The sequence below is a fragment of the Vibrio halioticoli NBRC 102217 genome, from assembly GCF_000496695.1.
Lineage (GTDB): Bacteria > Pseudomonadota > Gammaproteobacteria > Enterobacterales > Vibrionaceae > Vibrio > Vibrio halioticoli.
The window spans coordinates 1-17,740 of the sequence record NZ_BAUJ01000026.1 but is presented as its reverse complement, the minus strand read 5'-3'; the positions used below and the strand labels follow the sequence as shown (position 1 = coordinate 17,740).

Annotated in this window: 17 protein-coding genes; 9 read left to right on the top strand and 8 right to left on the bottom strand. The window is 43.1% G+C overall.

Annotation, left to right across the window (positions count from 1 at the left end):
• Positions 1-187: 187 nt before the first annotated feature.
• From VHA01S_RS09110 to VHA01S_RS09095, 4 genes are all read right to left on the bottom strand, one after another.
• Entirely contained in the window at positions 188-1,576 is a 1,389-nt protein-coding gene (locus VHA01S_RS09110; RefSeq protein ID WP_023404074.1) for a sensor histidine kinase, read from the bottom strand.
• Positions 1,573-2,259: a response regulator transcription factor gene (locus VHA01S_RS09105; RefSeq protein WP_023404073.1), complete on the bottom strand. Its 687-nt coding sequence runs from the start codon at positions 2,257-2,259 to the stop codon at positions 1,573-1,575. Before VHA01S_RS09105 ends, VHA01S_RS09110 begins: the two co-directional genes overlap by 4 nt.
• Positions 2,260-2,272: 13 nt before the next feature.
• Entirely contained in the window at positions 2,273-2,854 is a 582-nt protein-coding gene (locus VHA01S_RS09100) for a hypothetical protein (RefSeq protein WP_023404072.1), read from the bottom strand.
• A gap of 151 nt (positions 2,855-3,005) precedes the next feature.
• Entirely contained in the window at positions 3,006-3,908 is a 903-nt protein-coding gene (locus VHA01S_RS09095) for a 1,4-dihydroxy-2-naphthoyl-CoA synthase (RefSeq protein ID WP_023404071.1), read from the bottom strand.
• A 221-nt stretch (positions 3,909-4,129) separates the two neighbouring features.
• On the opposite strand from VHA01S_RS09095, the gene VHA01S_RS09090 reads away from it, so the two are divergent.
• The gene (locus VHA01S_RS09090) at positions 4,130-5,566 is read left to right on the top strand and encodes a M48 family metalloprotease (RefSeq protein ID WP_023404070.1); all 1,437 of its coding nucleotides are present in this window, start codon (positions 4,130-4,132) and stop codon (positions 5,564-5,566) included.
• 93 nt (positions 5,567-5,659) lie between these two features.
• Here VHA01S_RS09090 and VHA01S_RS09085 read toward each other — a convergent pair whose 3' ends face one another.
• Genes VHA01S_RS09085 through VHA01S_RS09075 form a run of 3 tightly spaced genes read right to left on the bottom strand, consistent with a single transcriptional unit; the run spans position 5,660 to position 9,145 of the window.
• Positions 5,660-6,691 carry a DUF2955 domain-containing protein gene (locus VHA01S_RS09085; RefSeq protein WP_023404069.1) on the bottom strand — a complete coding sequence of 344 codons (1,032 nt, stop codon included), beginning with the start codon at positions 6,689-6,691 and terminating at the stop codon, positions 5,660-5,662.
• Complete coding sequence (locus VHA01S_RS09080; RefSeq protein ID WP_023404068.1) at positions 6,681-7,871, bottom strand: HlyD family secretion protein; 1,191 nt, start codon at positions 7,869-7,871, stop codon at positions 6,681-6,683. Before VHA01S_RS09080 ends, VHA01S_RS09085 begins: the two co-directional genes overlap by 11 nt.
• A gap of 44 nt (positions 7,872-7,915) precedes the next feature.
• On the bottom strand, positions 7,916-9,145 hold the full coding sequence (locus VHA01S_RS09075; RefSeq protein ID WP_240432736.1) for a DUF481 domain-containing protein: 1,230 nt from the start codon (positions 9,143-9,145) through the stop codon (positions 7,916-7,918).
• Between the two features lie 355 nt (positions 9,146-9,500).
• On the opposite strand from VHA01S_RS09075, the gene VHA01S_RS09070 reads away from it, so the two are divergent.
• Entirely contained in the window at positions 9,501-9,917 is a 417-nt protein-coding gene (locus VHA01S_RS09070; RefSeq protein ID WP_023404066.1) for a CBS domain-containing protein, read from the top strand.
• 273 nt (positions 9,918-10,190) lie between these two features.
• Complete coding sequence (udp, locus tag VHA01S_RS09065; RefSeq protein ID WP_023404065.1) at positions 10,191-10,958, top strand: uridine phosphorylase; 768 nt, start codon at positions 10,191-10,193, stop codon at positions 10,956-10,958.
• Between the two features lie 101 nt (positions 10,959-11,059).
• Here udp and VHA01S_RS09060 read toward each other — a convergent pair whose 3' ends face one another.
• Positions 11,060-12,220: a Card1-like endonuclease domain-containing protein gene (locus VHA01S_RS09060; protein WP_023404064.1), complete on the bottom strand. Its 1,161-nt coding sequence runs from the start codon at positions 12,218-12,220 to the stop codon at positions 11,060-11,062.
• Positions 12,221-12,440: 220 nt separating this feature from the next.
• Between VHA01S_RS09060 and hinT the strand changes: the two genes are divergently transcribed.
• The 6 genes from hinT to VHA01S_RS09030 all read left to right on the top strand — a co-directional run bounded on the left by hinT (position 12,441) and on the right by VHA01S_RS09030 (position 17,583).
• Positions 12,441-12,791 (top strand): purine nucleoside phosphoramidase, encoded by a 351-nt coding sequence (gene hinT, locus VHA01S_RS09055; protein WP_023404063.1) that lies wholly within the window; start codon positions 12,441-12,443, stop codon positions 12,789-12,791.
• Between the two features lie 41 nt (positions 12,792-12,832).
• The gene (locus VHA01S_RS09050) at positions 12,833-14,194 is read left to right on the top strand and encodes a COG3014 family protein (RefSeq protein ID WP_023404062.1); all 1,362 of its coding nucleotides are present in this window, start codon (positions 12,833-12,835) and stop codon (positions 14,192-14,194) included.
• A complete protein-coding gene (locus tag VHA01S_RS09045) occupies positions 14,194-14,583 on the top strand; it encodes a YcfL family putative periplasmic lipoprotein (RefSeq protein WP_023404061.1) in 390 nt (129 codons plus the stop codon). The genes VHA01S_RS09050 and VHA01S_RS09045 overlap by 1 nt, the downstream gene beginning before the upstream one ends.
• Before the next feature lie 9 nt (positions 14,584-14,592).
• A complete protein-coding gene (lpoB, locus tag VHA01S_RS09040) occupies positions 14,593-15,183 on the top strand; it encodes a penicillin-binding protein activator LpoB (RefSeq protein ID WP_021712989.1) in 591 nt (196 codons plus the stop codon).
• Between the two features lie 240 nt (positions 15,184-15,423).
• Positions 15,424-15,966: an alpha/beta hydrolase YcfP gene (gene ycfP, locus VHA01S_RS09035; RefSeq protein ID WP_023404060.1), complete on the top strand. Its 543-nt coding sequence runs from the start codon at positions 15,424-15,426 to the stop codon at positions 15,964-15,966.
• A 327-nt stretch (positions 15,967-16,293) separates the two neighbouring features.
• Positions 16,294-17,583: an NAD(P)/FAD-dependent oxidoreductase gene (locus VHA01S_RS09030; protein ID WP_023404059.1), complete on the top strand. Its 1,290-nt coding sequence runs from the start codon at positions 16,294-16,296 to the stop codon at positions 17,581-17,583.
• The last annotated feature ends 157 nt before the right edge of the window (positions 17,584-17,740 follow it).

Genomic DNA, 17,740 nt, shown 5'->3' with positions numbered 1-17,740 from the left:
GTCCGGTTTGGTTTTATACCCATAATGGTGATGACTGTGATGGGTATTCGATAGCCAATACGGTGTGCACAGATTAGTGTCGCGCCGAAAATGAAGTTGAACCAATAATTGAAGCCATAACATCTAAAACGATGAATTTAAAACAGTGGTTCAGCGCACAAGTATAACAATTTTACTTAGCTTTGACTCACACTTTTATGGTTGAGAGGTGTAAGACTATTTTAAAACCTGTTGCAGCTTGTGGATGAGTAAATTGAACATCAATATGCATGCCGTGCAGTTGTGCGACAACCGCGACTAATGGTAAACCCAGTCCAAAACCGGGGGTAGTGCGAGATTTATCGGCGCGATACAAACGTTGGAAAATCTTTTGTTGTTGATCGGCGCTGACTCCAGGCCCATCATCTTCTATGATCAATGCATTTTGCGTAAGATACAGCCGAACTTGTGTGTTTTCATCGCAATATTTGTGCGCATTATCCAGTAGGTTATACACTAAGCGAAACAGTAGTGAAGGCTCGCCTTTAAACTGCACCTTTTCAAGCTGTGTTATTAGTGATTGCTGCTTATCTTCAAATTGAGGCTCTATTAAATCAATAGCATCGGTAATGATGCGTGAGAGTTCGATATCGACAAAGCGACTGATGTCATTACCTGATTCCAATTTGCTCAGTTCTAGCATGGCATTGAAGGTCTGCAGTAATCGGTCAAAGTCATCTTGCAGTTGCTGGATTTGCTCACTGGGTAAAGGGTGTTGCTGTGATTGGTGTTGTAAGGTGGTCATTCGATTTTTTATCCGCGTCAAAGGCGTACGTAAATCGTGAGCGATGGCATCAGTGACACTTTGAATCTGGGTAATAGAGGACTCTATTTTATCCAACATGGCGTTGATGTAGTGCGCAATATTGTCCCACTCATCATGTGAATTATTGGTGTGGATACGTCCATTGAAATGACCTTGCTCAATTTGTGATACCACAGAATGTATGCCAGATAACTGTAATTTCATTTTTCGGCGTATGATCCAACTTGGGATGAGGGCGATAAAAAAGGTACAGATCAGCACTACAATGGCAGCATTTTCAAAGTTATCTTGTACTTGCCATAGATATTCACTGTCGGTCGCGACTAATACTGAATAACCTTTTATATCAAACTGACAGCCTTCTAATAATACAATGTTAGTACCGTGGCCTCTTATTACAGGGAAAGGGGCAAGGTTAGGGCATTGCGGTAATGAACTGGGAAAGTGATTAAGCGATCCATAGAGTTGTCCGCCATCGCTGCGCAAAACAGTGATGATGCCTTGCGGGCTGTAAAGGGTATCATCGAGAATATGCGGCAGTGTATTGGTGGAATTGGTTTCACTGGCGCTTTGCAGTTGCTGGGCATGTTGCAACAAGATTTGCTGGCGAGATTGAATTAACGGCTGAATACTTAACTGATAAATAGTGAACAGAGCCACAGCAACGGCGAGCCACAGCATAGCCGCAATGGATAGAGAAAGACGCCACAAGGAGTGACGACGCCATAAGCCGATGAGTTGCTGTTTGCTTTTATTAAGCAAGGAATTCATGCCACTTTAACCATTCGATAACCCGCACCGCGTACCGTTTCAATTAAATTGGGTTGACCTTCTGTTTCCAGTTTTTTTCTCAGCCGAGCAATATGCACATCAATAACATTGGTTTGCGGGTCAAAGTTGTAATCCCATACTGCTTCAAACAACAGTGAGCGAGTCACCACTTGTCCTGCATGCTCAAGCAGATAACGCAGTAGTTTAAACTCTTTGGCTTGCACCAATACTTTTTTTGAGTCAACCAGCACTTCTTGTGACAACAGATCTAACTGAATATGCCCGTTACGCAATTGGCTTTGCGCCGCATGGGTATTACTCGAGGTAGTTCGACTGGCCAATATTTCTACTCGCGCAATTAGCTCGGCAAGTGCAAAGGGTTTGGTGAGATAATCATCACCACCGTGTTTTAACCCTTTCACTCGCTCATCGACACTATCGAGAGCACTGAGTATCAACACTCGTGCTGCGTTATTGGCGGCTCTAAGGGTTGAAAGTACGGTCAATCCATCGAGGGCGGGTAACATGCGATCTAGGATTATGACCTGATAGTCACCCTCTAGAGCTAAAAATAACCCATCTTGGCCATTATCAGCGCTATCGACTTCCCAACTTTGTTGCTTTAGGGACTGACACAGATACTCGCGGGTCTCTTTGTCGTCCTCTATGACCAGTACTTTCACTTAGTGGCTTACCTTATTTATGACTTTGACGATGCATCACTGGGATTTCTTCTCCGGTGGCGACGTTGATCAGCAGTTTTTGCATACCACGCTCTGTACTTGCTAACTCGACTTCATAAAAAACGACGCCTTTTTTGCTTTCCAGTTCCGCTTCTAGTGTTTTTGCTGAATATTTTGTCTCAAGTTCAATCAACTTTTTCACGATATCAAACTGTGCTTTTTCAACTTGTTCGATAGCGTTGCGATCTTCTCTATCTAAATCACTAAAGCCTAATGTACTTAGATTTTCAGATTTTTCTCTTAGTAAACTACCATCATTAATGGCATAGGTAAGTTTGAATTTTTTACCTGCTTTCGTATCGATAACTTTAAATTTATACGCGATTTGCGTGTCTTTGTAGTCATCAAGCTCTATTTCTGTGATAACGCCAGTAGATACAGTACGTACTTGAGGTGCCAGAGTGGTGATAGTGGCAGAACCAGAATTAAGTGCCATTAGGCCGATGGCCGCATCTTGTTGATCATTGGCATGAGCGATGGGCATAGTGATAAGAACTGCGCTCAATAGTCCGATGGTAGGTAGTGTCAGTTTCATTGGGTGATTTCCATGTTTATCAAGATGTAACCACTATAACTTGGCAAGGTAAACTCAAGATGGAGAGAAGATTAAATTTAGTTAATCTTCTCTCCATTCGTTTAATGACTTGTTTAGTAACCTGGCTCGTTTTTACTGACTTAGGTTTTGTTTAGTAGTGCCAAGGGAACTTAGTAAAGTCTTTGGCACGTTTTTCTAAGAACGCATCACGGCCTTCTTGCGCTTCGTCAGTGCCATAGGCTAGGCGAGTCGCTTCTCCGGCAAACAGCTGTTGTCCAACCAAACCATCGTCAGGTAGGTTAAAGCCGTACTTGAGCATACGCATTGCTGTTGGTGATTTGCTATTGATTTCTTTTGCCCAGCGCAGAGCTTCGGTTTCTAAGTCAGCGTGCTCTATGACCTTATTGACCATACCCATATCAAAAGCTTCTTGAGCGGTGTAATCAAAGCCACAGAAGAAAATTTCTCGGGCACGTTTTTGACCTATCATTTTCGCTAAATATGCCGAGCCGTAGCCTGAATCAAAGGAAGCAACATCAGGGTCGGTTTGTTTGAAGACTGCATGCTCTTTTGAGGCTAGAGTTAAATCACAAACAACGTGTAAGCTGTGACCGCCACCTACCGCCCAGCCCGGTACAACGGCAATTACCACCTTAGGCATGAAGCGGATTAAGCGTTGCACTTCAAGAATATGCAAACGTCCCATACGCGCTACATCAGCAACGTTTTCACCATCACCTTCGTATTTGTAACCATCTTTACCGCGAATACGCTGATCGCCACCAGAAGAAAACGACCATTGGCCTTTTTTCGATGGACCATTCCCAGTCAGTAATACACAACCTACATCCGACCACTGACGAGCATGATCTAAAGCGGTATACAGTTCATCGACAGTGCGGGGACGAAAAGCATTTAAACAGTCAGGACGGTCAAAAGCGATACGTACCGTTCCCTGAGTTTTGCTTCTATGATAAGTAATATCTTCAAAGTCAAAGCCAGGTACAAGGTCCCATAAATCAGCGTCAAATATATCTTGGTTAGTGTCGGTCATGATAAATCTCATTAGGTGTTTCTTTTAGGCTAGGAATTTGCGCAGTGTGAGTCAACACGCGCCTATGAATTGTTAGATCTTTTTATCATTACGGTCGTTTATTTGTGCAATTTGATGGCATTTAAAGCGGACTTGGAAAAATAGTGCGTTGATTAACTATTTGAAAGCTGTAGTTTTGTTATCATTGATGCATATGCGATAAGTTTTAAGTCAAGGATGATATGAAAAAGGACATAACAAAAAATACCCTGCGAAACGGTATTTTAACGGTACTCAGTTTAGGTTTAACTGCTTGTAGTGTGAGCACTGATTACGATAAACAGATTGGTGCTGAGAACGCGGCGCTAGTAGAAGTGCAAATGGGCACTTACGACAAACATAAAATGGAAGCCTACGTGCAGCAAATTGGTGCACGTTTGGTCAGCCATATCGACAATCCTGAATTTGAATTTCATTTTAAAATTGTCGATGACGCTACGCCAAATGCCTTTGCGTTGCCGGGCGGTTATATCTTTGTCTCTCGCGGCTTACTTAGCCTAGTTAATAGTGAAGATGAACTGGCCTGTGTAATGGCGCATGAAATTATCCATGTCACCGAACGTCATGGCGTGAAGCAGATGAAATCAGGGATCTTACCGGGCATTGTGGAACTGCCGGGCAATATTGTCGGTGGCGTTATCAATGAAGATTTGGGTAATCTTATTAATGCTCCTATCTCAGCAGGCAACCATTTGTTGATGGCAGGCTACAGTCGCAGTCATGAAAGTGACGCGGATAGATTAGGCATAGATTTAGCAGCAAAAGCGGGCTATGAACCGTTAGCGATGAACAGTATTTTAGAGCGCTTAAATCGAACCGTAGAGATACAAACTAAAAAAGCCTCAGAGCGCAGTTATTTTGATTCTCACCCGTACACGCCCGATCGTATAGCGGATGTAAACAAAGAAGCTAAAAAGCTAACCGTTGCGCAAATCTCACCGATTCACAAAGACTTTGTTTCGCAAATTGATGGATTATTAGTGGGGCAAAACCCGAGTAAAGGTGTGTTTCGTGAGCAACTGTTTTTGCAACCGGATCTGAAGTTTGCCATTGATTTCCCTGAGCAATGGACGACGTTAAATCAAGCTTCTATCGTGGCTGCGGTCGATAAAGAACAAGATGCAGCTGTGGTATTCAGCCTTGCATCCAATGAGTTTAGCGCCAAAGAACATGCCATACGCTTTCAAAACGAGCTGAAACGACGCTACCAAATGGAGCTTAGTATTGACGAGCAACCGTTAGCGTGGGGGCACTCTATCTATAGCGTAACCTTGACCAATGATAAAAAAGATCAAAAAAGCTATATGACTCGAGGTTGGGTCAACTTAGGTGTAGATACCTACCAGATAGTGACTATTGCCAGTGAGGATAAGAAAAAATCAGCCGATAATAGCGCGTACTCTTTTCGCCCTATAACCAAGCAAGAGCTTGCTTCTATGACACAACTCGAGCTGAAAGTAGTTAAGGCGAAAGAGGGGCAAACCTTAGAAGCACTGCTGGCTGAAAATCACAGTAAACGTTCTATTGAACTATTGGCGGTGATGAACGCACTGGATGAAAATCAACGTCTTACAAACAACGAGCAAGTTAAGGTGGTGGTAGAAGCACCTTATCAATAACGCTCTGTTTTGAGTTCTTCTTTAGTAAAAAACGAATAGAACAGCAACAGACAAAGGCTCTTTGTTTGTTGCTGCTGTTGTTCTAGCGGTGCTTTATGCTTTTTGCTTAAACCAAAAAGTATCAAGTACCCGCAGCGCAACCACGATGTACAGTATGGCTAATGAGATAAATAGAATCCTTGATACTAAGGCGCTCATAAAGTCAGAATCCGCCCCCATATTGCCATTAATCAACACGATAATGCAGGTCATTGCTGAGCCGTAATATTGACCTCGTGGGTTTGCCGAAAAGATATTCATGCCCATGAATAACGCAATGCCAAACATCAACAAGATAAAGAACACAAATAAAGGCGTAGCCACTAACGCCCAATAAAAGACTAAGGCCACAACGCCGCCTAATATTGTCGAAATTAGAGAATTTCTCCCCGCTTCTTTACCTGCGCTTAGTTCTGGTTTCATGGTAAACATGGCGGCAAACACCATAGTGAGCAGTAAATCTGTACGAGCAAACGAAATACAAAACGCGGCAATAGGAAAGGCCACTAAGGTGCTTTTTAGTGCTAGCTTGGCGGCGATTGGCACGTAACTGTTGTTTAATTTTGCTGGTGGCGGAAACGGCGCTTTATTGGGGTCAGGCAATACATAATGTATGCTGAAAACAAACAAAATGGCCGCCCAGGCTGAGGCGACAAAGCCCAAAGAAAAGCCGATCGCCAGACCTTCTGACATAGTGCTGAGCATGGGCAGTATGAGCATGGATAACATCAGCATTAACGTTAGCCAAAATGAACCGCCACGGTTTAGGTAGTAATAAATATAAAACAGCGAAATAAACAGCAACAGTAAAAATATAATCGGAAACTTGATCAGTAAAACCGAAAATAACAAACCGAAACAAAAGCCTTTAACGGTATTAAATAGGGCATTGACCAAAGCTATTGGCGTCATTTGTGGCAAAGGCATAGACAGTAATAGAGTGGTGAATATGGGGAACAAAAATGCCAATGGCCAGTTAAAGGTGTAAGCCAGGGTGGCAGAGGCGGCAACCCCTACCGCAAAGCGTAATTGCCGCACCATAGCTGGATTATGTTTGAGGGTAAGAAACGCGCTGCTAGTAAACATACGACAGCCAGCTAATTAGGTTAATGTACCCTTTCGCAATGCCGTTGAGTAGCAGGTTATCACTGGTATAAAACTGCACATCGGCTTGTCCTCCTACGCGACGTAACCCTTGCGGGATCTCTTCTTCAAAGGAAATAGTGACAGGGAAACGCTGTGGATCTCTTAGCCAACCAGAGGTGGATTTGACGGAGACCAAACCGCCAATGGCATCATTTGAACCACTGGCAACGGCAAAGCCAATGCTACGCACGCTGCCTTTGTAGATTTTCCCCGGAGTAATATCCAGTGAGATGTCGACCGGGTCGCCGATGTTGAGGTTAGCTAAGTTGTTTTCTTTGAGGTTGGCTTCAATCCATATGTCGTCGGCATCAACAAAAGTCATGATAGGTGAGCCTGCTTTGGCGTAATGCCCAATATCAATTTGTAAGTTGGTGATTCCGCCCGTGGTTGGAGCAAAAATTTCGGTGCGGCTGAGATCAAGCTGTGCCTGCCTTAACTTCGCCATAGCCGTCCTGACTCTTGGGTTAGCTTCACCTTCTGCGCCGAGCGATTGCTTTGCTTTGTCTAGGTTGGCTTCTGCAATTCGTAACTGCGCTCTAGCTTGCTTGATGGCGGCGCGCGCCTTATCGCCATCAGATTTTGAATAGAGCTTGCGCTGCTCTAGCTCAAATACGCGCGCACTTTGCACGTTGACGTGCTCTAAGTTGGTTTGCGCTTCTACTAAACTTGCTTGAGCGGTGACCACATTCGCCATACCTGCGCCAATTTCTTGCCCAGCAATTTCCACTTCAGATTGAGCCAGTTCTACATTCAGCTCATAGTCAGAAGGGTCAATTTTAAATAAGGAAGTGCCACGTTGTACAATTTGGTCTTGAGCTACATTGACATCTAGTATTCTGCCGGGGACTTGAGCGGCAATCGGGATCACATAGGCTTGCACGCGAGCTTGGTCAGTCCATGGCGTATGTCTATCGGCAAATAGGTACCAAGTAAAGATTAGTGCCACCAAAGTAAATACGTAACGAGTGAGCTTTCTCACTGGATCGTGTGGTTCGCTAGTGTCGGGCTCTACGGGATCATTTTTGCTGTTATCCGCACTGCTATCTTGTTTTGCCACTTCAGTTGGTGGGCTGTTTTCAATTGGCTCTTCGTTGTCCGTTTCGGTTTTCTGGTTAGTCATGATTACCTCATAAATCCATTTTAGGTAAGTTTAAATTGGTTTGTTTAAAATTCGTATTCAATACCAACGGTAAATAAAACATCCGTTGATTGTGGCTGCACACCCTCTTCATTCGCAATCGGGTTGGCGGTGTTATCGATAACGGCGATCAGCGCCAAGTCAAAATCGTTAATCAGTTCAATATCAAAGCCTGATTCAATGCGTTGAATAAATTGACCACTTTGTTCGTTGACCACTTTGGCGTCATAGATAAATACGTATTCAATATCCGAGGTGATGTCATATTCAAAATCTAAACCAAAGGCTAGAGCAGGAGAGAGTACGTTTCGTTCTTCGCCGGGCTCGACATTGATAAATTGTGTCCTTTGAATACTCGGGCCCATATACACTTCAAGATCCATGCCTTTGATATCGATCACTTCATAGCCTGCGGCCACCCCGATAGAGGTTTGATATTTGATGTTACGAAATTCATCTAAAATCAAGTCGTAGTTAGGCAGAGTAAAGTAGAGCTTGTGTGAATAAAAATAGTCGTATTTGGCGGTAAATCTATGGTTATCTTCGGTGGTAATGGTTTGCTCTGTGTTGGCGTCGCGCACTTCTTCGTAAATGCCACGATAGGTCACCTGAAAACGGCCAGTGGTGATTAAGTAGCGCAGGTCAGCGCTGGCGTAATAATCGAAACTCTCGGTATTGCCTGACTTAAAGTTAAGTCCGGCACTGATTTCGCCTATCCATAAACTGTCACCACTTTTAATTGAGGGGGTGATGGAAAGAATATTTTCTCTAGGGTAAGTAATGGCCGGTTGCTCGCGCACATAGACACTTTTTTCATCAATTACGATGTGACCTTCAATAATCGCGCCACTGAGAAAACGCACTTGCATGATGTGTTTGGTGCGTAATTCTCGAATGTCAGACATTTTGATTTTATGGATACCTACTTCATCACTATCAAATTCAACGCGCTCGTCGTACATCGCTATGATATCGCCGCCTAACACTTCTCCTTTGTTTACTACAATCCAATCAAATCTCGAGGAATCCATAGGGATTTCAACCCACCATCTGCCGGAACTTTGCTTTACGGTGTCGTTCGGACTTGTCTGTGGCACAGTGGTTTCTGCATTGTCTATTGGCGATGAGATGGATTCTCGATCAGGTAATTGAATAGGAAGAGGTTCAGAGGCAAGCACTGCTTCATCAGCACTGCTAGGAAAAGCCCACATAGCGCTAATAAGGAAACTAAGTATTAAGAGTGAAGTTCTTGTCATAACCAAAACAAATCCGTTTGCTTCATTAAAAAGTAGTCGATTTTTCTTTAAAAAACAGTGGCTTTGAGGTTTTTTAACAAAAAATGTAATCTGAAGCAGCAAATTAAGTCTTGAGGTGGGTTTACTGCGTATAAAGGGAGGTTATGTATTCGCGTTGGGCTAAGGCTTTTTAATATGGAGACAGAATTTGTGGCTATATTTTTGCAAATTGACCTAGGAAATATCAATGACAATAGGCAATAGAGGCATTGATTGGAATATCTGATTGATGAAATAGAGAAAAACAATTTAGTAAATTTGCAAATATGGTCGACACTTAAAGCATAGCGTGGCATTACCTGTTAAGGAGTACAGTATGCAGCCATTAAAAGTTAAAGATTATATGGATCATCAATCGGTGACCTTCACCCCGGATATGTCGTTATCGGTCGCATTAAAAAAAGTATTAAATTCTGCTCATCTAGGTGGGCCTGTGATTGACAGTAATGAACAAGTAGTCGGGTTTTTATCAGAGCAAGATTTGCTCGATAAACTGATTAAGGTCAGCTATCACTGCCAAGACACACACATCGTCAGTGATTGTATGTACAAAGAGGTGCTGTCGGTTTCACCAGATACTTCTATTATTGCACTGGCAGATATGATGAAGGTAGGCAAACCTAAAGTTTATCCGGTGATTGATAACGGTAAGCTGGTGGGCATAATTTCTCGTAGTGATGTTTTGAGGGCTGTGGGTGCATCCATTGATGCATGCTTTAAAAATCCGATATAACGCTTTTTACTTTATTACCATCGTGTACTTTCATCACATGGCTTATTTTATAAAGTGACATGCTGCTAGCCTCGACTTGTTCGAGGCTTTTGTTTGTAAGCCATTTACAAATGAAATAGCACTTAGTGTGATGGCAATCGTTTAACCTTGAAACGGCTAGGGTTTGCAACGTAAAACATGTGAATCCAATCACAATAGGCTAGAGTGACTTTATTTACAGTGAATCACTATAAGAGTGACCCTTAACTGTGACGGCATTAGAAGGATATTTTCATGACTACTGAACAAAACGTATTTCATCTTGGTGTAAATAAGAATGACCTGCAGGGCGCAACATTAGCGATTATCCCCGGAGACCCTGATCGTGTGAAGCGCATTGCTGAAGGTATGCAAAATCCTCAATTCCTTGCCAGTCACCGTGAGTACACTGTGTATTTAGCCGAGCTTGCAGGACACAAGGTTGTGGTGTGTTCAACGGGTATTGGCGGCCCATCTACCTCTATCGCAGTGGAAGAGTTAGCACAGCTTGGCGTGGACACCTTCTTACGCGTAGGCACCACAGGGGCGATTCAGCCTGATGTGAATGTCGGCGATATGATAGTGACCACGGCATCGGTGCGTTTAGATGGTGCCAGTTTGCACTTTGCGCCTATGGAGTTTCCTGCGGTGTCTGATTTTAATATCGCGTTAGCTATGAAAGAAGCGGCGGTAAGTGAAAACGCCACCGTCCATACTGGGGTAACCGCATCGAGCGATACTTTTTATCCGGGCCAAGAGCGTTACGATACCTTTAGCGGACGCGTCGTGAAGCGATTCCAAGGTTCCATGCAGGAATGGCAAGATATGGGTGTGCTTAATTTTGAAATGGAATCAGCAACCTTATTAACCATGTGTGCCAGTTCTGGTTTGCGTGCGGGCTGTGTTGCCGGTGTGATCATTAATCGTACGCAGCAAGAAATCCCTGAGCAAAGCAAAATGAAAGAAATTGAAGCTTTGTCTATCCGCACGGTTATTGAAGCGGCGCGACGTGTGTTGAGCTAGTAAGAACAATATAGAATCATTAAAAAACCCCAGCTAAAGTTCCAGCTGGGGTTTTTATTTACGGGTGTTTGGTCAACTTATTTGGCCAATAAAGTTATTGATTAAATAACGTCGATGCCACCGGCTTGAATCAACCACTCTTTCAAGTGTCGTTTCAAATCTTTCAGCTCTTCAGGGCCAATCAACCCCAGCCCTAAATCCATTGCGCGAGTGATATCGTTGTAACGTAGCGGTCTAAAGCTTACCAGCATGGCTCTTGCTTGTAATCCACCAAGTAAGTCGCGAAGAGACTCTAGTTTGTACAGAGTATCGTCGCCATCGTCACGCATGCCTTTGGTTTTACACTCAATGATGTGCAGTTTGTTGTTCACCACAGTGGCCACATCAAGCTCGTTGCGCACTTCTTTTTCACCAATTTTACGTGTCACTTGTACGTTCAAAGAGCAATCTTGAATGGTGCTGAGCTCTTTTTCTACTGACTTGATTTGGGTGTGCACGTAAGACTCAAGCCATTCGCCATTGGAGAAGCGGCGAGCTTGCTCTGAGCGAAACACTAAGATGCCGTCATGGTAGGTTGCCAGTTCTGCATCCACCAAATCTTGTAGCAAAATATTCAGCTCTCGGTAGCCTTGTTGTTTTTCAGACAGGGCAACATCGAGTTTTTGTTCTTTACGGCAAGTAGTGGCTAAGAAGTTTAAGGTAGCAAGGCCTGGACCTAATTCAAGCGCGTGACTGGCCCATTTTTCACAAATTTTCAGCAATGAACTGTCAATTTGAATCGCTTCATTAGGATCAGGGAATTGTGCTTGAGCGCCAAAAATAGTGAGATAATCAGCAATCGTGATACGGTCTTGAACTTGCACGTCTTGCAGGCTATTTGGATATAGCCAACTTAATCTATCGCTGTTAGGCTCAACCACAAAAATTGGCCACTTGTAGCTGCGTACAACTTCATAAACTGAGAGTAAACGGTGGCGAAGCCCGCAGCTGGCATTAAGTTTTATTTCTTCACCAGAGACAACAAGACGCTCGGCTAACTGATTGATTTCTCTTTTTATTATCGCAGTATCTGAAACATTTGAGATTTCAAAAAACTCGCTTTTGATGCCTCGCATATCAAGTACTATGCTGAGCTTATCGAACATAGGTTTTTGTGTTGAGTCGCCGATAAATATACTGTGGCGACATGAAGCTCTATCATCGAGTAAAGGGGTAACGAGTCTGATCGGATCTTTATCGATAATACCAAGTTGAATTGGCATACAGTGTCCTTCTTGTTCACTTTTAGAGTTCGTAGATACGAATGCGCTTGATATCTTATCTCGTAAAGATGAGGGGGGCGTCTAAAAATTGTGGTTGTTTGAACTAATATTAGTTTTCATTTTTAAAATTACATTCTTTATTTTTAAGCATTTGGAACATTGCATTTGTGCAGGTCATGATGCAATCTTTAACTATCTATAAAACAGACCAGAGTAAACCATGGCTGAAGAAACTATTTTTAGTAAAATCATACGTCAAGAGATAGAAACGGACCTTGTTTATCAAGATGATCTTGTGACTGCATTTCGTGATATCAACCCCCGTGCTCCATCGCATATCTTAATTATTCCTAACCATGTCATTCCTACGGTTAATGACGCTACAGAAGCGGATGAGCGTGCCTTAGGTCGCCTTTTTACTGTGGCGGCTAAACTGGCGAAAGAAGAAGGCATTGCAGAAGACGGTTATCGATTGATCGTCAATTGTAACTCTTATGGTGGGCAAGAGGTTTACCATATTCACATGCACCTTGTCGGTGGTAAGCCACTAGGTCCAATGCTGGTCGATTAATGTTATCAGTCAATAAAACGTGCCGTATAGCTTTGGTAGTGATGGGTAGTGTGGTGATTACCGCCTGTTCTTCGCTATCTGCAGGTAATCTGTTTAGTACCTATAGCGCACAAAATAAACCTGTTTATCAAGAAGTTAAGCAAGGTAATTACGTCGAAGCTCAGCAAAAGCTACCGGATTATCAAGCGGGCGACATCCTAGATAATATGGAAAAAGGGCGAGTGAACTTCCTTGCCTCGGCTTATCCTGCCAGTAAAACCTCTTTTGAACTCAGTGATAAAGCGGTGCGTAAGTGGCAAGATCAACCGCTTATCTCAGTCAGTGAAACCGCCACCAGTGCGGGAGCGTTAGCGGTAAATGATAATCTCACCGCTTATCAACCGGCTGACTATGAGCTGGGCTTTTTACACCTTTATCTTGGTTTGAACTACATTAAAATTAATAGCTTGGAAGGGGCATTAGTTGAAATGCGCCGTGCTAACCAAGTGCAAGAGCGTGCCCGTAAAGCCAGAGAAGCGGAATTGAAGTCCGCTGAAACTGATATGCGTAAAAGCGGTTTAAGTCCTAACTTAGGTAGCGTATTGTCGCGCTATCCTGATGCAGGAGATAAGTTAAAAGCGGTGCAAAACGGTTATCTACTGTATTTGTCGGCGCTACTTTACGAGACGCAAGGCGATCCTAACAGTGCTTATGTGGATTATCGACGCGCTTTAGCAGTAGCACCCGATAACAAACAAGTTATCGACGGCACTTTGCGCGTGGCAACGTTACTTGGAATGCGTCAAGATTTAGCGTTACTGACTAAACAATATGGTCCTTATAAGCCTTTGCCAAAAGGTGAAGGTCGAGTCATCATTATTGATGAGCGTGGCGTAGTAAAAGCAATGGATGACTGGCAATTGACCATTCCTGTCAATGACAGTCGTGGCGACTTAGCTTTATATTCCGTGTCACTTCCTTATTATCACGACAACGAGGCGCAACGCTTTGGCGCATTGCAACTTGATGGTCGAGGTATCAGTGGTGATGAGCTGGTGGACGTCAATTTGATGGCAAGTAACCAACTGACTGAAAAAATGCCAAGTATTTTATTACGACAAGTTTTACGGGTCGTAACAAAAGATCTGGTGCGCAAAGAGACCACTAAAGGTAATGATGTAGGCAGCATATTGTTTAGTGTGCTGAATACGTTAACGGAACAGGCCGATACTCGCAGTTGGCAATCGCTTCCTGAAAAGGTCTACAGTTCAGGTGCTACACTTGAGGCAGGCACACACGAATTAGTGGCGGGTTCAAAGGTGTATCCGTTTGATGTTCGAGATGGAGAAACCACTTTAGTATGGCTTTCTAGACAAGGAAGCAGCGTGACAATATGGCATAAACAATTGGGAGCGATAGAATAATGAAAAAACTGGCGTTACTCCTAGTCACACTGGTGGCGATAGCTGGTTGTTCTCAAAATACAGCAGGCTTAGGAATAGACGGTAAAAGTCAAAAAGTGCTTTTTGGTGACAATGTTTTGGGTAGCCGTTTGATCGTTGATGATATTGCAACGGTAGAAAAAGAAGGCCGAACCCGAGGCGTGGTGACGGTAAGTAGCCATTACAAAGGTGATCTACGCATTCAATACCGATTCTATTGGTACGATGACAGTGGGTTGGAAGTGAATGCGAAACCGTCGGCATGGCGACAAGATATTGTGCGCGGGCTTGAAACGAGAACATTCTCAGAAGTTTCAATCAACCCAGAAGGCACCCAATTTAGAGTTCAAATCCGAGAGTCGGACAACTAAGGAAATAAAATGAAAAAAAGTGTAATTGCGTTACTGGGCTTAGCTGTCATTTTAGGTGGCTGTTCAAATAAAGTGAACTATGGTGATGCGCAAGCTGTAGAAACAACAACAGTTGATTTCGGTTCTACGGATCTGCAAAAAATTGCAGCGGAAATGGTAGATAGCATGCTTAGCTCTGGCTCTGTAGGTGCAATCACCCAAAATCAGCGTCCGATTGTTTTTGTTGAGCGTATTAAAAACAAAACCAGTGAGCACATTGATACAGAGTCTATTACCGATTCTGTCAGCACTAAGATGCTAAATTCAGGTAAGTTCCGTTTTGTTGATATGGACCGTGTTGAGTCTGTACGCAAACAACTTAACTTCCAAAACAATGACGAGCTAGTTGACCAAAGCAGCGCGATTCAGTTTGGTAACATGGTCGGCGCGCAATACATGTTGTACGGCAACCTATCTAGCATCGTTAAAGAAGACGGTAGCGACAAAGATGTGTACTACAAAATGACCATGCGTTTAATGGATCTTAAAACGGGCTTACTTGAGTGGGCTGATGAAACAGAGATTCGTAAACAACAGTCTAAAAGTCTGTTAGGACTGTAATTTTAGTCTATAAGTAAAAAGGCCAGTCGTTACTGGCCTTTTTAATAGAATCTAAATACGCTTGGATAACGCTCAACAATTTATTCAATACTTGATGTGGCTCAACAAAAGCTGACTACAAATATTGCCGGAAAACTTCTTATTGCTCAAATACGTGTTAAATTTAAATGAGTAGTAACGATTCTAGGCAGCAACAAAAAGTCTCAACTACTGGCTGCCAGTATTTACAAGGAAAGTTTCATGATTATCTATCTTCACGGCTTTGATTCGACTAGCCCTGGTAACCACGAGAAGGTGATGCAGCTTCAATTCATTGATGAAGACGTGCGTTTTATTAACTACAGCACCTTGCATCCTAAGCACGATATGGCGCATCTTCTAAAAGAAGTTCATAGAGCGATTGAGTGCTCAAATGATCCAAACCCTATTATATGCGGAGTTGGCTTAGGCGGATTTTGGTCTGAACGTATCGGATTTTTATGTGGCATTAAACAGGTGATCTTGAATCCTAATCTTCATCCTGAATTAACGATGCAAGGACGAATCGACCGACCGGAAGAGTATGTCGATATCGCAACAAAATGCGTAGAACAGTACCGCATCAAAAACAAAGATCGCTGCATGGTGATATTGTCTAGAAACGACGATGTGCATGATAATCAAGTCACGGCTGAAACACTTGAAGACTATTACCAAATCGTTTGGGATGAACACGAACCGCATAAATTTAAAAAGATTTCGCAACACTTACAAAGCATTAAAGCATTTAAAAACGCTGAGTAAAGTATTCATATAGCTGAATTTTTAAACAACCCATTTGCTAAAACCTGCCTCGTGCAGGTTTTTTTTCGCTTATATTCCCTCTATCTTTGCAATATCAGCAATTTAATTAAGGTTATTTCGTTATTGCAGGTTGCTCAGTAAGACGATTTGGATATAATGCGGTTAATAAATTGATTTAGATCAAAGAAAAATGAGAAGCGAAGTAAAATCGCTCCAAGAAACTTAGAACGTGGACAGTAAGAGTTTTCGATACTCACTAAATTCTCACAAGATGGCGTAAGCGGTCTTGCAACAAAAAATTTATTATTTGAATCAAGGAGTGTTGAAATGGCACGAATTATTATTGTAGGCGGCGGCGCCGGTGGACTAGAGCTCGCAACTAAAATGGGGCGTAAGTTCAGACGTAACCAGAACCACAGTGTGACATTGGTTGACCGCAAAGCGAGTCACTTATGGAAACCGTTACTGCACGAAGTAGCAACAGGTTCTCTAGACGCAGGTGTAGATGCACTTAGCTATCGCGCACATGCTAAAAACCACGGTTTTGAATTCCAAATGGGTAGCCTGAGCGACATTGATCGTGAACGTAAGGTGATCATTTTAGAAGAGCTAAAAGACGCCGCTGGCGAACTGTTGATCCCACAGCGTGAGTTAGAATACGACTACCTAGTAATGGCTATTGGTTCTACTTCAAACGATTTTAATACTCCTGGCGTTCGTGATAACTGTATTTTCCTTGATAGCCCAGAGCAAGCGCACCGTTTCCGTGAAGAGATGAACAACCAGTTTTTAAAACTGCACGCACACTCTGGTGAAGGTCAGGTTGATATCGCAATTGTAGGCGCAGGCGCAACTGGGGTTGAGCTATCTGCTGAACTGCACAATGCCATTAAAGAGCTACGTAACTACGGTTTTGGTGACCTAGATTCAAGTAAATTGAATGTTAGCCTTGTGGAAGCAGGTGAGCGCATTCTACCGGCTTTACCACCGCGTATTTCACAATCGGCTCATCACGAATTGACTAAGCTTGGCGTTAATGTACGCACCGCGACTATGGTGACTTTAGCCGATGAAACCGGCTTAACAACCAAAGATGGCGAGAAGATCCCAGCACAAATCATGGTGTGGGCGGCTGGCATTAAAGCCCCTGACTTTATCAAAGATATTGCCGGCTTAGAAACCAACCGTATTAATCAGTTAGTGGTTAAAGATACGCTACAAACCACGCGTGATGATCATATCTTCGTGATTGGTGATTTGGCGCAATGCACGCAAAAAGACGGTAAGTTTGTACCGCCTCGCGCACAAGCAGCGCACCAAATGTCGAGCCATGCCTTTAAAAATATCTTGGCGATGATGAACAACAAAGCCTTGTCTGCTTATGAATATAAAGACCACGGCTCTTTGGTTTCGTTAAGTAACTTCTCAACCGTAGGAAGCTTGATGGGTAACCTGACTAAAGGCTCTATGATGGTTGAAGGTCGCATTGCTCGCGTGGTGTATATTTCACTGTACCGCATGCACCAGATGGCGCTACACGGCATGTTTAAAACTGCGTTAATGATGCTTGTAGGACGCATTAACCGAGCACTACGTCCAAACCTAAAACTGCACTAAGCATTAACTCGTTTTATTAACATCAGAATCAATGATAGGAGAGGAGCTTTATGCTCCTCTTTTTTATGACACGTCTTTTTTACCTTATCTCCAAGCCTTAATTTCTGTGATTGATACAATACCAATCGTACTAAATAACTGCTCATTCTAGCTTGTT

What these genes read in the sequence shown, in the direction of transcription:
- VHA01S_RS09110 (WP_023404074.1), bottom strand. Translation starts at nt 1,576, where the DNA reads ATGAATTCCTTGCTTAATAAAAGCAAACAGCAACTCATCGGCTTATGG.
- VHA01S_RS09100 (WP_023404072.1), bottom strand. Translation starts at nt 2,854, where the DNA reads ATGAAACTGACACTACCTACCATCGGACTATTGAGCGCAGTTCTTATC.
- VHA01S_RS09095 (WP_023404071.1), bottom strand. Translation starts at nt 3,908, where the DNA reads ATGACCGACACTAACCAAGATATATTTGACGCTGATTTATGGGACCTT.
- VHA01S_RS09090 (WP_023404070.1), top strand. Translation starts at nt 4,130, where the DNA reads ATGAAAAAGGACATAACAAAAAATACCCTGCGAAACGGTATTTTAACG.
- VHA01S_RS09085 (WP_023404069.1), bottom strand. Translation starts at nt 6,691, where the DNA reads ATGTTTACTAGCAGCGCGTTTCTTACCCTCAAACATAATCCAGCTATG.
- VHA01S_RS09080 (WP_023404068.1), bottom strand. Translation starts at nt 7,871, where the DNA reads ATGACTAACCAGAAAACCGAAACGGACAACGAAGAGCCAATTGAAAAC.
- VHA01S_RS09075 (WP_240432736.1), bottom strand. Translation starts at nt 9,145, where the DNA reads ATGACAAGAACTTCACTCTTAATACTTAGTTTCCTTATTAGCGCTATG.
- VHA01S_RS09070 (WP_023404066.1), top strand. Translation starts at nt 9,501, where the DNA reads ATGCAGCCATTAAAAGTTAAAGATTATATGGATCATCAATCGGTGACC.
- udp (WP_023404065.1), top strand. Translation starts at nt 10,191, where the DNA reads ATGACTACTGAACAAAACGTATTTCATCTTGGTGTAAATAAGAATGAC.
- VHA01S_RS09060 (WP_023404064.1), bottom strand. Translation starts at nt 12,220, where the DNA reads ATGCCAATTCAACTTGGTATTATCGATAAAGATCCGATCAGACTCGTT.
- hinT (WP_023404063.1), top strand. Translation starts at nt 12,441, where the DNA reads ATGGCTGAAGAAACTATTTTTAGTAAAATCATACGTCAAGAGATAGAA.
- VHA01S_RS09050 (WP_023404062.1), top strand. Translation starts at nt 12,833, where the DNA reads ATGGGTAGTGTGGTGATTACCGCCTGTTCTTCGCTATCTGCAGGTAAT.
- VHA01S_RS09045 (WP_023404061.1), top strand. Translation starts at nt 14,194, where the DNA reads ATGAAAAAACTGGCGTTACTCCTAGTCACACTGGTGGCGATAGCTGGT.
- lpoB (WP_021712989.1), top strand. Translation starts at nt 14,593, where the DNA reads ATGAAAAAAAGTGTAATTGCGTTACTGGGCTTAGCTGTCATTTTAGGT.
- ycfP (WP_023404060.1), top strand. Translation starts at nt 15,424, where the DNA reads ATGATTATCTATCTTCACGGCTTTGATTCGACTAGCCCTGGTAACCAC.
- VHA01S_RS09030 (WP_023404059.1), top strand. Translation starts at nt 16,294, where the DNA reads ATGGCACGAATTATTATTGTAGGCGGCGGCGCCGGTGGACTAGAGCTC.